Raw genomic sequence first — 14,693 nt, 5'->3', positions numbered from 1 at the left:
ACGATTAGGTGCCGGCATGCGGAAGCGGCGATCGCCGGGACCGCGCTATTCCTGGGAGGGACTCTACATGAAAATCACCAGACGCGGATTGCTTGGAACGGTGGCTCTGGCAGCGCCGGCCCTTTTGCTGGCACGCAGCGGCTTCGCAGCCAACGGACCCTTGAAGGCGGCGATAGTCATGCCGGGTGCCATCACAGACCACGGCTGGAGCCAGTCTGGCTATGAGGCGATGGGGCTCGCGGCCAAAAAGCTGGGCATCGAGACGGCCTACAGCGAAAAGGTGACTCAGCCCGATCACGTCGAGGTCCTCTCGGACTATGCGCGGCGTGGGTTCACCCACGTGATCGGACACGGTGGAGAGTTCCAGGATGCGATCGACCGCGTGGCGGCCCGGTTTACCGACACGCGCTTCATTGTCACCAATGGCCTTCATGCCGCCAATAACGTCAGCACGGCCGATTTCTATTTCAGTCAACCGGCTTATGTTTTGGGCTTTCTTGCCGGGCGACTGTCGAAGTCCGGAAAGGTCGGCCTGATTCAGGCGCAGAAATTCAAGTTCACCAACGACACGCTGGCCGGCTTCGAGGCCGGCTTCAAGGTCGCGCGGCCGGATGGCGCGGTATTCGCCACCTGGACCGGCGACTGGGATGACGTTGCCAAAGGCAAGGAAGCCGCACTGAACCAGATAGCCCAGGGCGCGGACATCATTTGGCCGACGATGGACAGCGCCACGCAGGGTGCCCTGCAGGCCGTTCGCGAGAAGGGGGCAAAGGCGTTCGGCCTCTACTACGACGCTATCATGAAATGGCCCGACATCATGCTGCAGTCGTCAATTCTCGATGTGAAGTCGCTGATCGTGGCGCTGCTGACGACAGCCAGGGACGAAGGGCTGACCGGAGAGAATTACAGATACGATTTCAACAATCCCGAGGTCGTGCGGCTGGGGACGTTCGCGCCTGAGATTCCCGCTGGCACCACCGCCGAAGTCGCAACCCTGATGTCCAGGATCAAGTCCGGCGATCTCGTCATCGAACCGGCCTGACCACTGCCGTCTCTGCCAGGCGGTGCCTTTTGCGAGCACTGCCTGGTTTTTGCGCCGACGTCGCGCCCGCAGCGGCGGTGTACGCCTTTGAAACAGATGGGAGCAGCGATTGTCCTACCTAGTTCTTGACCGGATCAGCAAGCGGTTCGGTAGCTTTGATGCGCTGAACAACATCAGCCTGTCCGTTGGACAGGGGACGGCGCTTGCCGTCCTCGGCGAGAACGGCGCGGGCAAAACCACGTTGATGAACGTGCTTTTTGGCCTCTACCGGCCAACCGAGGGAACCATCCGGATCGATGGCAAGGAGGTGTCGTTCAGGTCGCCGGCCGATGCCATCGCCAATGGCGTCGGCATGATCCACCAGCACATGCATCTCGCGGAGGCGCTGACAGTTACCGAAAACATTGTCCTTGGTCTCGGTGGTTTGCACAGCCAGCTCAACCTGCGCCGTCACTCGGCCAGAATAGCGGCGCTGAGCGAGCGGTATGGTCTCGCTGTCGAGCCGGATCAGCCGATCTGGAAACTGCCGATCGGGATGCGTCAACGGGTGGAAATCCTGAAGATGCTCTACAGGGGTGCCAAGATACTGGTCCTGGACGAACCGACAAGCGTGCTGGCGCCAAACGAGATCGACTCGTTCCTCGACCGCGTGAAGGCATTACGAGACGATGGCACGACGATCATTTTCGTGACGCACAAGCTCGATGAGGTAATGCGGGTCGCCGACACGGTCACCGTCATGCGCCACGGTCAGGTGGTGGCCGAGCGGCACATCGGACAGACTGACATGCGGCAGCTTTCCCGGCTCATGGTCGGTAGGGATGTCGAGCCTGTGCGCATCCCGCGCCTGACCGCACCGGGAAGCCCGGTTCTGCAATGCGTTGATCTTGTCGCGCGCGGGGAGCGCGGACTGACTGCACTTGATGGAGTTTCGCTGACGATACGCCAGGGCGAGGTGCTTGGCGTGGCGGGCATCGACGGCAACGGACAAAGAGAATTGGCCGATGTTATCTGCGGTCTGCGCAAGCCGGTGTCGGGCAGCGTCAGCGCAGGCACGGCGGAGATTACCGGCCATGGCGTGTCGGTGCGGACGCGCGGCGCCCGGATCGGATTCGTGCCCGAGGACCGGCACGGTACCGGCCTCGTGCTCGACCACTCGATCGCGACAAACTTCGCGTTGCGATCCTTTCGCCGCAGGCCAGTTTCACGCTGGGGGCTGATCAACACGCGCTTCGTCGCCGAGCAGGCGCGGCGGATGATGAAACGCTACGACGTGCGCTCACGCTCACCCGGCCAACTGGCTCGGGAGCTATCCGGCGGCAACCAGCAGAAGATCATCCTGGCGCGTGAGATCGAGGCCGGTCCCGAGATACTGGTCGTCATGCAAGCGACCAAGGGCCTTGACGTTGGCGCGATCGAATTTGTCCAGCGCAAGATACTCGAGGAGCGGGATCGCGGCGTCGCGGTGCTCTACATTTCGACAGAGCTTGAACATGTCGCCGAGGTTGCCGATCGCATCGTTGTCATGCATCGCGGCCGATTCACGGGCGAGGTCCTTCCCGGGGAGGCGACGGCCGAACGCATCGGCCTGCTTATGTCGGGCATTTCGGTGGGAGAGCCACAATGACGCGGCTGCGCGGCATGCTTGTCGGCCTGCGGGTTGTCGCGGCGATCGCCGCGGCGCTGGGGCTTGGTTCAATTCTGATCCTGGCAACCGGAGCCGATCCGTTGAAAGCCTATACGGCTCTCGTTCACGAGGCGCTTTTCGACTATTGGGGTCTGTCCAACACAATCGTGAAAACGTCTCCGATCCTGCTTGCCGCGCTTGCGGTCATCGTGCCGTTGCGGGCTGGCGTTTACAATATCGGCGGCGAGGGCCAGATCTACATGGGTGGCTTGTTTGGCACGTTGGCCGCATTGCACCTGCCCACATTGCCTTCAATGATTGCAATTCCCGCAGCGCTCCTGTGCGCCATGATGGGCGGCGCGCTCTGGGCGAGCATCGCCGGCTTGCTGAAAGCATGGCGAGGCATCAACGAGGTCATTGTGACCCTGCTGATGAACTATATCGCCATCTATGTTGTGAGTTTCGCGGTCAGTGGTCCGATGATCGCCAGCGGCGCTCCTTACCCCTACTCGGACGAAATACCAGAGCAATTCCGGCTGCCGCTGTTGATGCCGCAAACCGATGCCCATATCGGCGTCATTTTCGGCGTCGCGGCTGCCGTGGTCATCGCCTTCGTCTTCGCTCGCACGGCGACGGGCCTGTCACTCGACATTGTCGGCAAAAGCCCGACGGCGGCCAGATATGCTGGCCTGAATGTGAAAGCCCATATCGTCGCCTCGATGGCTTCCGGGGGCATGCTGGCTGGACTCGCGGGCGGCATAGAAGTGCTCGGCCTGAAGTATCGCCTCTTCCACCTTTTCAGCCCCGGCTACGGTTTCGATGGCGTCGTCGCCGCTTTCATCGCCAATGCCAATCCGGCCTTTGCTCCGCTGTCGGCCCTGTTTCTCGGTGCGCTGAAATCCGGCGCCAGCGTGATGCAAAGAGCGGCGGGCGTAGAGGGGACCGTCGTCGATGCCATTGTTGGCCTGGTCGTCATCCTGGTTGCCGCCAGTCTGGCCTGGAAGGGCGATCTGCTGGTCGGCTTGTTCGACGGTTTCAGGCTCAAGCCAGTGCCCTCGGACCAACCTAACCCCACGGAACCGAAGCAATGAGTCTGCTCCCCGACATTGGATTGATCACCGTTCTGCTGGCCTCGGGCGTGAGGCTTGCGACACCGATCGGGTTCGCGGCGCTGGGCGGTGTCCTGGCCGAACGTGGTGGCGTCTATAATGTCGGTCTCGAAGGTATGATGCTTTGGGGTGCGTTTGGCGCCGCCGCCGGCACCTACCTGACAGGGTCGCCTGTCGTCGGGCTTGTCGCTGGTATCTTGCTGGGCGCTGCCGCAGGGCTGCTGCTTGCGTTGTTGTGCGTCACCCTTGCGGTCAACCAACTGGTCGCCGGAATTGCCATCAACCTGCTTTGCGCCGGCCTGACGGCCTTCCTGGCTCGTGCTACTTTCGGCCTCGCCGGCGGCGGGACCGCTGTCAGCGGCTTTGCTGCGTTTCCAATACCCTATCTCTCGGGACTGCCGGTGATCGGGCCAGCCCTCTTCAGCCAGGATCCGCTGGCTTACATGCTGCCCGTACTCGTCGCCGCCGTCGCTTTTTGCATGTACCGCACGCAGGCGGGTTTGAGACTGAGGGCGGCAGGCGAGAGCCCACGGGCCGCCGATTCCGCTGGCGTCAACGTCACGGCGATCCGTTATGTTTCCCTTGCATTGAGCGGGGCCTGCGCAGCCGCGGGCGGCTGTCATCTAGTCTTGTGCCAAGTCTACATATTTTCCGAGGGCATGAGCGCCGGAAAGGGCTTTATCGCCCTTGCCGCAATCATTCTGGGCCGCTGGCATCCGGTGGGCGCGGTGGTCGCGGCGCTCTTCTTCGGGCTATGCGACGCGTTGCAATTGCAACTGCAATTCTCGAATCCTCTCGTGCCCTATCAGATCTTCCTCATCCTGCCTTTCGCCGCATCGCTCGTTGCCCTGGTCTGGTTCAATGGCGGCACACGACAGCCGGCGGCGACCGGTAAGGTCTTCGATCGGGAATCCCGTTAGGCTGACGGCAACGCAGCCTGCTGCACCGGCAGCGACGCCAGGCGATCCATTCCGCCATTCTTACGCGTAGCATGCCGGTTCAACGCCATGTCTGCGCGGATTGGCGCCTATGCGCCCATTCGCTTGATCGCCGGCATTCGCGGCGTCGCTACGAAGCACAGCTCAGCCATTCAGCACCAGGGCCTGTTCAAGTCGTCTTGACACGCAAAGAGTCATTTGTTTATAATGCAATCAAGTTGCAAATAGTGCAACAAACGGGAGGCGACATTGCTGAAATTGCTGCGAGCGTTGGCTGCAAGTCTGAAGGAGATCGGGCCGGTTCTGATCGTCAGCGCCGCTGGTGCCCATCCAGTGTCCATTGTCCCCAGGACGGCGACGCGGCTCCAAGAAAAGATGGCGGGCTAGGCGATGCGGGCGCCCACCCTCAAGCGGGATACGCAGCTGGTGCATGCCGGCCGCCGCCCTGCCGATTTTGGCGGCGTCGTCAACACGCCGGTCGTTCGGGCCTCGACGGTGCTCTACCCCGATATCGGCGCCTATGAGCGTTCCCGGGCCAGCAAATTTGGCACCTTGCGCTATGGCCGCTACGGCACGCAGACATCATTCGCCCTGGTGGATGCGATGGCAGAATGTGAAGGCGCCGATGGAGCCGTTCTCTATCCATCTGGCTTGGCCGCGATCGCCGGCGTGTTGAAGGCACTGCTGAGCCCGGGCGATCATCTGCTTGTCACCGATGCGGTTTATGGTCCGGCTCGGAATTTCTGCGATACGGAGCTTCGCCGCAATGGGATCGACGTCACGTTCTTCAACCCCGGCATCGGCAGTTCCATTGGCGATCTGGTGCGTCCGCAAACCCGGGTGGTTTACTGCGAGTCGCCAGGCAGTCTGACATTCGAGGTCCAGGACATTCCCGCGATCGCGGCTGCCTGCCGCTCGCCCGACATCACGATCGTTGTCGACAACACCTGGGCGACCCCCTTCTTCCATCGGCCACTGGACCTTGGCGCCCATGTCACGATCCAGGCGGCGACGAAATATATCGTCGGGCACTCGGATGCTATGCTGGGTGTTGCGGTGGCAAACGAACCCCATCTTCAACGCATCCGCGACTGGGCCGCAGGGCACGGAATTCTTGCCGGGCCGGATGAATGCTGGCTCGCCCTGCGTGGGCTGCGCTCGCTGGGTGCCCGGTTGCGCCAGCACCAGGAGAGCGCGAAGATTATAGCCCTGTCACTGGCGGATCATCCTGCCGTCGAGAAGGTGCTCTATCCGGCACTCGAGACGGACATTTCGCAAGCACTCTGGAAACGGGATTTCTCGGGCGCGACCGGACTGTTTGGCGTCGAACTGGTGAGCACCAGCCATGACGCGGTCCGCGCCTTCATCGACTCCCTGGGCCTGTTTGGCATCGGCTCCAGCTGGGGTGGTTTCGAGAGCCTGATCCTTCCTTCCAAACCGGTGCGCACAGCCAGCGATATAAACTGGAAAGGCCCTTTGCTGCGGCTCCACATTGGACTCGAGGATCCAGACGATCTTCTCGAAGACCTTCATCGCGGTCTTGACATGCTGAATGCCGCCAACCGTCGTGACGAGAGGAAACACAATGTCAAGCATCGCTGACGACGAAATCCAGGCACTCATTGTCGAGGCAAAAACCTGTGTCGAGCGCGATGGTGCGAACCGTGGCAGTCTCGCAGACGTCCTCACGTTGATAGAGCGAGCCGCGGCCCTTCCCGGACGCTGGGGTCCCGATCGCTATCCGGATCCCGACACCGGAGAACGCCAGGCCCGTTATCTGATCGCAACGGATCCCGATGACAGCTTCACGCTCTATCTCAATGTGATGCGGCCAGGAAACCGGATACCGCCCCACAATCACACAACATGGGCCTGCATTGCGGCTGTCGAGGGGGCAGAACACAACACGCTCTACGAACGCACCGACGGACATACCGGCGCCGGACCAGCGACCCTGCATGCAACCGGCGAGGTCGATGTGCGGCCGGGCAGGGGCATCGCGCTTCTGGCGGACGATATTCACTCGGTGGAGATCCGTGGCGAGAAGCCGATCAGACATTTGCATTTCTACGGAAAGGCACTCGAGACGCTCACCGAGCGTCTGATGTTTGATCTCGATGCGGGCGAAGCGCAGCCGATGAAAATGGCTGTCGCAACGAAGAAATAGGGCAGGCAGCATGCGATTTCCCTCACCAGTCAATGCTTCCACGGCGAAGGCGTGGCTATCCGACGGGCAAGAGCTCGCCCTTGTCGATGTTCGCGAGGCGGGCGAGTTCGCCTCGGGCCATCCGCTGTTTGCAACTTCGCTGCCGTTTGGCCTGCTTGAGGCTAAGCTGCCGGTCCTGGTGCCTTCTACAGCTTGCCGCACGGTTTTCATGGATGACGGCTACTCGCAGCGAGCCGAGCGCGCTGCGGAAATCGCCCTGCGGCTCGGTTATCTCGAAGTGTTCTTCCTCGATGGCGGAGTGGGCGGATGGCAAAGGTCAGGCCTGTCACTTTTCGAAGGCGTATTCGTTCCAAGCAAGGCCTTCGGTGAACTGGTTGAGGAAGCGTTCTCGGTGCCGCACGTGTCTCCTGAAGAGCTTAATCGCTGGCAGCAAGAAGGCAGGAAGCTAGTTCTGCTTGACGGCCGGCCGCTTGATGAACATCGCCGGATGAACATTCCGGGCAGCATCTGTCTGCCCAACGGCGAACTTGCCTATCGCGCAGGCGCCGCTATCCCGGATCCCCTGGTTCCGGTGGTGGTTCATTGCGCGGGCCGCACCAGGTCCATCATAGGCGCGCAGATCCTTCGTGACCTGGGCTTTCCCAATCCGATCTTCGCGCTGGAGAACGGAACCCAGGGATGGGCGCTTGCCGGTCTTGACCTCGAGCGTGGATCGGACCGAGCTGTTCAGGAGGCGCCAAGCGAACATGGCAAGGCGGAGATGCACGCCAGGGCGCGGTCCCTTGCCGAGGGCTGGAAAGTGCCGTTTGTCGATGTTGCAACGGCGAATTCCTGGGTCGGCGACGAAACGCGGACCACCTATCTCCTCGATGTACGCGGCGATGCCGAGTTTCACGCCCATCACATAGAAGGCGCCACGCACGCGCCTGGCGGCCAGCTCATTCAGTCGACTGACCAATGGGTTGCCGTGCGGCGTGCGCGGATCGTCCTGATCGATGACGCCGGCATTCGCGCCGTGGTCGTTGCGCGCTATTTGTCGATGATGGGGCTCGACTGCCACGTGTTGGCGGGCGCAGAGGATGTGTGGGGCGACATTGTATCGCCGCTGCCGCCACGCTCGGCGGTGCCGGAACTGCCGCATGTGCCGCTTCCGTTTCCCGACGACGCTGTGATCCTGGATGTCAGGCCAAGTATGGCTTACCGTTTGGCTCATGTTGCGGGCGCGCAATGGGTCCTCAGACATCAGCTTGGGGATCGCCTCAGCCGGGTTCCGAAGACGGCTGTCGTCGTGCTTTGCGGTCAAGATGCGGATGTCGTTGGACTTGCCGCGGGCGACATCAACGCACTTGGATTTCACAACCTTTTCGAAGTCGCCGGCACCGCCGCCAGCTGGCGGGAAGCGGGCTTGGAGGTGGTTTCCACACCAGAGCAGCCGTCGGATGCCGAGGCGTTGGATTTTGTCTTTTTCACCCATGACCGGCACAGTGGAAACCTGGAGGCAGCCCGCCGCTACCTGTCCTGGGAAACGGGCTTGGTTGGTCGTCTCGACGCAGCCGAGCAGCTGGAACTAGGCCGCGGCCTGCGAGCGCGAACGAACCCATTCGCAATCGCCCAACAAAACGAAAAACGACTTTCCAACGCAGGGTGAAAACAGGAACCCCCGACCTGGGGGTTACGACAGCATGCCTATAAACTGAAAAACAGTTGCACTATATGCAACATTAAAATAGGGGAATATGACATGACCATGCAGACATCCATTCGTATCGCAGCTGCCTTGGCGGCGATGGCCCTGGGCACGCAGCTCGCGGCCGCCGATCCCATCGTCATCGGCCTGAGCAGCCCGCAGACCGGCGGCGCGGCCTATCTTGGCCAGCACCAGCGCTGGGGCGCGGAGCTCGCCATCGAGGAGATCAACACCGCGGGTGGCGCCATCGGCGAGCAGCTTGAGCTGTCCGTCCAGGACAACCAGTGCAATCCCACCCAGGGCGCCGCCAGCGCCGAGCAGCTGATCAGCGTTGGCAAGGTCTCGGCTATCGTCGGCGCTCTCTGCAGCTCGGCCACGCTCAGCATCATGCCCATCATAGAAAAAGCGAAAATTCCGCTCGTCGTAGAGACATCGACCTCGCCGAAGATCACCGAGATGGCAGGTGTGGGCGGCAACACATGGACGTTCCGCATCAATCCGTCCGATCAGGAACTGGCCATCGGTCTCGCCCGCTATCTGATTGCCGATGGCAAGATCAAGAAAGTCGCCTTCGCCGGTGAGGATACCGATTACGGCCGCGGCGGTCATGCCGCCCTCAAGGCTGTACTTGAGAAGAACGGCGTCGACGTCGGCGATGGCGACTTCTTTGGCCGCGACACGCAGGACTTCTCGGCATTCCTGACCCGCATGGGTTCCGACAAGCCGGACGCGATCGCCGTCTATCTCAACGGCGCGGACGAGTTGAACTTCCTGCGGCAGTATCGCGCCTCCGGCTTGACCATCCCGTTGACCGGGCGGGTTGAGTTCTCGGAATTGCAGGAGGGCGTTGTCGAAAGCGGTGCGATCAACGGCGCGACGAGCGTGTTCCCGTATTCCGAGCAGATCACGGTCGGCGACAACACCGCCTTTGTCGAGCGGTTCCGCAAGAAGTTCGGAGAGCTGCCGAACGCTCAGAGCTATGAGGGTTACACGGCCATCAAGCTGATCGCCGATGCGATCGAGCGGGCGAAGTCAGCTGAGCCTGCCAAGATCAGGGACGCTCTGGAAAACGCTGCCTTCAAGGCAACGTTGGGCGACGTCCTGAAGTTCGACGATCATCACCAGGCCCACCCCTCGGCGGTGATCCTGCAGATCGAAAACAGCAAGGTGGTCGTCAAGGGGTTGTTCAACACCTGATCGCCCCGGCGGTCGTTTTAACGAAAGAACCTGTCATGCTTGTCTCGACACTCGTTCTTAACGGCCTGGTGATGGGCGCGATCTATGCGCTCATCGGGGTCGGCCTGTCGTTGATTTTCGGGGTGCTCGAAATCGTCAACTTCGCGCATGGGCAGATCTATACGCTCGGCGCATTGGCCCTGGCGCTGCTGGTTGGTCATTTCGGGCTGGGCTTCCTGCCGGCGGCGTTTGTATCGGCACTCGGGGTCGCCGTCTTCGGCTATATCCTCTACGTGCTTTTCCTGCAGCACATCCGAAAGGGTGAGTTCGAACGCGGTATCATCCTGACGTTGGGGATTGGTATCGTTGTGCAGAATGCGCTGATCTACTTCTATGGTGCGACGCCGCAAATCGTCGACACCGAGTTCAGCTTCAGGGATATCAGTTTCCTTGGTCTGCGGGTGGAGATGATCAAGGCGATCGCGGTCGGCTTCGCGATCGTATCGATCACCACGCTGCACCTTGTGCTGACGAGGACGCGGTTCGGCATGGCGATCCGCGCCCTGTCGCAAAATCGCGAAGCCGCTCTTGTCGTCGGCATGCGGCCGGCGGTCATTGCCGCTCATGCTGTCGTGATCGGGACGGGTCTCGCAGGGCTTGCAGGTGCGGTCCTGGCGCCGGTCTTTACGGTCCATCCGCTGATGGGCGCGCCGATCCTGTTCAAGGCCTTCGCGATCGTGATCATCGGCGGCCTGGGACATCTGCCGGGCGCTGTCGTTGCCAGCCTTATCATTGGCGTTTCCGAGAGCCTGGCCGGTGGCCTTGGGTCGGCCTCGCTGCAGGATGCGGCGGTCTTCCTGGTGATGATTGCAATGCTCCAGTTCCGGCCAATGGGCCTTTTCGGCAAAGGGGTCAGGATATGAGCATGGCCGCTATCAGCATGAATTCTCCCTGGCCTCCCTTGCGCTGGTTTGGACTCTTGGCGGGTGTTGTCATCCTGCTCACGCTGCCGCTCTGGTCGCCGTCAGACTACATTACCAGCATCGCGACGCTCGCCATCTTCTTCGCCGTGGCAAGCACCGGCCTCAATGTGGTTTATGGCTATGCGGGCCTACTGTCTTTCGCACAGGTCGGTTTCTGGGGCCTAGGCGCCTATGTATCGGCGCTGCTGGTCACCGACCACGGCTTTTCGCCATGGACGGCCATTGCCTGCGCCGGTGTCGTCTGCGTCATCACCTCGCTTGCCGGCGGGCTTGCCGCGCTGCGCGTTTCGCGCGATGCGTTTGTCGTCATCACGCTCAGCTTCAGCCTGCTTCTGCAACTGCTTGCGCGCAGCTGGACATCGCTGACGCGCGGGGCCATGGGCATTCCAGGTCTGCCATCTCCGCGGATTCTCGCGGGTGATACGGTGCTGCTGGACGGCAACACCGCATCAGGGTTCTACTGGATTGCACTGGGCTGTGGCGCCCTGGTCATCGCGGCGACCTGGTGGCTCCTCCGGTCGCGTATCGGCAGGGCATTCATCGCGGTCAATCTCGATGAAAATCTGGCACGGTCACAAGGCATTTCGGTCTTCCTTCACCAGCTGTCGGCCTTCGCCCTTTCGGCGTTGATTGGTGGCCTTGCCGGCGCTCTCTATGTCTTCAAGCTCGGCATCGTCGATCCCGGCATCTTCGACATCTACTATGCGCAGATGATGCTGATCATCGTCATAGTCGGGGGCGCCGGTCACTTCTGGTTCGTTCTGCTGATGAGCTTTGTCTTCACCGCGCTGCCTGAGCTGCTGCGGCTCGCACCGGAACTGCGCATGATCTTGTTTGGACTTGTCCTGATCATAACCATCCAGTTCATGCCTCAGGGATTGGGCGGATACCTGGCCGATCGCCGAAACCGTATGCTGAGGAGGACCGAATGATACCGTCACAGCAGCCTCTTCTTTTGGTCGACGGCCTGAGCAAGTCGTTTTCCGGCGTCAGGGCGGTCGATGAGCTTTCCTTCGCGGTCAAGCAGGGAGAGATCCTGGGCCTGATTGGCCCAAACGGATCGGGCAAGAGCACCTCTATCGACTGTATCACCGGCTTCACCAAGGCGGACCATGGCTCCGTGTTGCTGGACGGAAAAAGCCTGGCTGGCGCGCGCGCCGAACGGATCGCCCAGGCGGGCTTGTCCAGGACGTTCCAGAATGTGCGTGTCTATGACCGGCTGACACTCATGGAAAATGTGCTGATTGCGCGCCAGGCCTATGACGGCGTCCCGTGGTGGAAGGCGCTGGCCGCCACGCAAACATGCCGCAGCGCGGAGCGCCAGGCGAGCGAGCGTGGCCGCGAGCTGATCCATCTGGTGGGCCTTGCAACCATGTCGGCCTTCCCGGCCGCGTTCCTGTCCTACGGGCAAAAGAAGCTGCTCGCACTGGCAATGGCTCTGATGTCCAATCCGAAAATCGTCATTCTCGACGAGCCGCTGGCCGGCGTTAATCCGACGGTCATCAGAAGGGTCGCCGGCCTCATCCAGTCGCTCAACAGCAGCGGTCAGACGTTCATCATCGTCGAGCACAATGTTCAGTTCATCATGGAGCACTGTTCCAGGGTCGTTGTCATGGAGCAGGGTCGAAAGCTGGCCGAGGGACCGCCGTCTCTCATCAAGGAGGATGAGAGGGTGCTGCACGCCTATCTCGGAAAAGCAGATTCCGTCGCGATGGAGCTAGCGTTCCATGGCCAGTGACATCGCACTTGAAATCAGCGACTGGTCGGTCGGCTATCTCGATCATCCGATCGTGCGCGACTTCTCCGCGGTCTTTGCCACCGGTTCGGTAACCAGCCTGATTGGCGGCAACGGTGCAGGTAAATCGACGCTGCTCAAGTCCATTTTCGGGCTCAATAAGCACTTCGCCGGAAAGCTGACCTTCGAGGGCAAGGCCGTTGAGGGATTGTCGCCCGCCGCCCGGCTCAAATCCGGCATTGGTATCGTACCCCAGGGGCGATGCAACTTTGCCCAGATGAGCGTTCACGAAAACCTGGAGATGGGCGCCTACCTGCTGCCGAGAGCCAAGGCTTCGGCCGCCATCGAGAGCGTCGTCGAGCTCTTTCCGATGCTGCGCCGCAAATGGCGCCAGCTCGCCGGCAATCTAAGCGGCGGCGAACAGCAGATCCTGGAAACGGCGATGGTGCTCGAAAACAGCCCCAGGCTACTTCTGCTCGACGAGCCGTCGCTGGGCCTTTCACCCAAGATGCAGTCGGAGGTGTTCGAAACCGTCAATTCGATCCGTGGCAAGGGCGTGACGGTGGTCATGGCTGAACAGAATGTCTTCGGATCGCTGATGATCTCGGACCGTGCGATCGTCCTGGAGCTTGGCCGCAAATTCGCCGACGGCCCCGCCAGGGACGTCATGCATGATCCCCGGATCAAGGCTGCCTTCCTTGGCGGCGAGCCGGTGGTTGAGACGACGGACATATGAACAGCCTGGAGCCAGAAATGAGCCATCCTGAGACGATCGTCATCCCGGCCCGCAAGGGCATTGCCTTCGAGGCGCGCCGTGGAAGCCGGCTGAAGATCATCAACACGCACGGGTCACAGGTGCTCGACACCTGGGCCTTCGCCCTTGATGACATGAAGGAATACATGTCGATGGAGCATACGCGATCGGCAACCAGCCGCATCATCCCGGCAACTGGCGATACCTATGTGAGCAACCTGTTCACCCCGATGCTCACGATAATCGAAGACACATCGCCGGGCATCCACGACACCTTGATGTGCTGCTGCAGCCGCAGGACTTATGAGCGGTTGAAATACGAAGGCTACCATGACAACTGCAACGACAATTTTCATGCTGCTCTCGCAGGCGTCGGCAGACAGTCGGCTTTCACACCCGGACCGCTCAATCTGTTCATGAATTTTCCGGTATCGGCCGCAGGCGTCATCACCCGTGAACCTCCTGTCTCGCGGGCCGGCGACCATGTTCTCTTCGACGTGAAGACGGACCTGCTCATGGTCATTTCGGCCTGCCCGCAGGACATCCAGACGGTCAACGGCGTAGGCAAGATGCCGACGGACGCCGCGTACCAGATCCAGAGCTGAAAGCCGTCAGCGTGTTCCAAAAGAGAGGCAGCCACCACACATGAAAACGCTCGATACGGCGCTCAAATTGCTCAAGCTGTTCGAAACCGAGGAACAGACCCTTTCAGTCACTGAAATCGCCGAAGCGACGGCCTTGCCGAAAAGCAAGGTGTCGCGGCTGCTTGCTGACTTTCGAGCCAACGGATTTCTCGAGCAGGACGAACAGACGCGGCGCTACCGCGTCGGCCTCGCGGCGTTCGAACTCGGCTCCAACTACATCAAGTCGCAGCCGCTGGCGCACGCGGCTTTGCCCGTGCTGCGGCAGATCGTCGATCGTACCGGACATTCGACAACGCTGAGCGTGATGCGCGGAGATCTCATCTTGCACATCCTCGCTGTTGAAGGGCCGCACTATATCGACGGGCGCTGGCGTGTCGGCAACAGGCTGCCATTCCATGCGACCTCCGCCGGCAAGGTCTTGCTGGCGGGGCTCACGCCAGCCGGGTTCGCTGCGTTTGTCGCCAATCGTCGTCTTGATCCGATCACACCTTCGACCGTTACGGATCCCGAGGTGTTTCGGCGCCAGATCGAGGAGACAAGAAGCAGCGGTGTCTCGATGACCAGAGGGGAAAGCGCGCCTGGGCTGTCAGCTGTCGCCGTTCCGGTGCTCGGGCGGTCGAACGACACCGTCGCTGCCCTCGGCCTCATTATTCCGGACCGGTTCTTTGCTGAGGAGGAGACAGATGCACTGACGGCGTTGCTGCATGAAGAGGCGCGAACGCTGTCGATCAAATGCGGCGCCGCTGAATACCCGTTCGGCACCGCCGGCGCTTCACCCAGGCCTCCGTTGGCAAGGGCGGCTGGGTCGCTCTCATAACTGCAAGATGGACG

General features: G+C 61.3%; 14 protein-coding genes. All 14 read left to right on the top strand.

The features are described from left to right. The first annotated feature begins 67 nt into the window (after positions 1-67). Positions 68-1,042 (top strand): BMP family protein, encoded by a 975-nt coding sequence (locus tag GA829_RS30110; protein ID WP_195176184.1) that lies wholly within the window; start codon positions 68-70, stop codon positions 1,040-1,042. Between the two features lie 109 nt (positions 1,043-1,151). Next, positions 1,152-2,669 (top strand): ABC transporter ATP-binding protein, encoded by a 1,518-nt coding sequence (locus tag GA829_RS30105; protein ID WP_195176183.1) that lies wholly within the window; start codon positions 1,152-1,154, stop codon positions 2,667-2,669. Continuing rightward, complete coding sequence (locus GA829_RS30100; RefSeq protein ID WP_195176182.1) at positions 2,666-3,760, top strand: ABC transporter permease; 1,095 nt, start codon at positions 2,666-2,668, stop codon at positions 3,758-3,760. The genes GA829_RS30105 and GA829_RS30100 overlap by 4 nt, the downstream gene beginning before the upstream one ends. After that, the gene (locus tag GA829_RS30095) at positions 3,757-4,698 is read left to right on the top strand and encodes an ABC transporter permease (RefSeq protein ID WP_195176181.1); all 942 of its coding nucleotides are present in this window, start codon (positions 3,757-3,759) and stop codon (positions 4,696-4,698) included. The genes GA829_RS30100 and GA829_RS30095 overlap by 4 nt, the downstream gene beginning before the upstream one ends. Positions 4,699-5,106: 408 nt before the next feature. Continuing rightward, positions 5,107-6,318: a cystathionine beta-lyase gene (gene metC, locus GA829_RS30090; RefSeq protein WP_195176180.1), complete on the top strand. Its 1,212-nt coding sequence runs from the start codon at positions 5,107-5,109 to the stop codon at positions 6,316-6,318. Next, a complete protein-coding gene (locus GA829_RS30085; protein ID WP_195176179.1) occupies positions 6,302-6,883 on the top strand; it encodes a cysteine dioxygenase family protein in 582 nt (193 codons plus the stop codon). Before metC ends, GA829_RS30085 begins: the two co-directional genes overlap by 17 nt. Positions 6,884-6,893: 10 nt before the next feature. Beyond that, a complete protein-coding gene (locus GA829_RS30080) occupies positions 6,894-8,531 on the top strand; it encodes a rhodanese-like domain-containing protein (protein WP_195176178.1) in 1,638 nt (545 codons plus the stop codon). Between the two features lie 93 nt (positions 8,532-8,624). Further along, positions 8,625-9,767, top strand: coding sequence for an ABC transporter substrate-binding protein (locus GA829_RS30075; RefSeq protein ID WP_195176177.1), 1,143 nt, complete (start codon positions 8,625-8,627; stop codon positions 9,765-9,767). Between the two features lie 35 nt (positions 9,768-9,802). Next, positions 9,803-10,669 (top strand): branched-chain amino acid ABC transporter permease, encoded by an 867-nt coding sequence (locus tag GA829_RS30070; protein ID WP_195176176.1) that lies wholly within the window; start codon positions 9,803-9,805, stop codon positions 10,667-10,669. A gap of 2 nt (positions 10,670-10,671) precedes the next feature. Continuing rightward, the gene (locus tag GA829_RS30065) at positions 10,672-11,661 is read left to right on the top strand and encodes a branched-chain amino acid ABC transporter permease (RefSeq protein WP_195176175.1); all 990 of its coding nucleotides are present in this window, start codon (positions 10,672-10,674) and stop codon (positions 11,659-11,661) included. After that, entirely contained in the window at positions 11,658-12,467 is an 810-nt protein-coding gene (locus tag GA829_RS30060; protein WP_195176174.1) for an ABC transporter ATP-binding protein, read from the top strand. The genes GA829_RS30065 and GA829_RS30060 overlap by 4 nt, the downstream gene beginning before the upstream one ends. After that, the gene (locus tag GA829_RS30055; protein WP_195176173.1) at positions 12,457-13,200 is read left to right on the top strand and encodes an ABC transporter ATP-binding protein; all 744 of its coding nucleotides are present in this window, start codon (positions 12,457-12,459) and stop codon (positions 13,198-13,200) included. Before GA829_RS30060 ends, GA829_RS30055 begins: the two co-directional genes overlap by 11 nt. A 17-nt stretch (positions 13,201-13,217) precedes the next feature. Beyond that, a complete protein-coding gene (locus GA829_RS30050) occupies positions 13,218-13,823 on the top strand; it encodes a DUF1989 domain-containing protein (protein ID WP_195176172.1) in 606 nt (201 codons plus the stop codon). A gap of 40 nt (positions 13,824-13,863) precedes the next feature. Further along, positions 13,864-14,679: an IclR family transcriptional regulator gene (locus tag GA829_RS30045; RefSeq protein WP_195176171.1), complete on the top strand. Its 816-nt coding sequence runs from the start codon at positions 13,864-13,866 to the stop codon at positions 14,677-14,679. Positions 14,680-14,693 lie beyond the last annotated feature (14 nt).

The organism is Mesorhizobium sp. INR15, from assembly GCF_015500075.1.
Taxonomy (GTDB): domain Bacteria; phylum Pseudomonadota; class Alphaproteobacteria; order Rhizobiales; family Rhizobiaceae; genus Mesorhizobium.
This window is presented reverse-complemented; position numbering and strand designations above follow the sequence as displayed.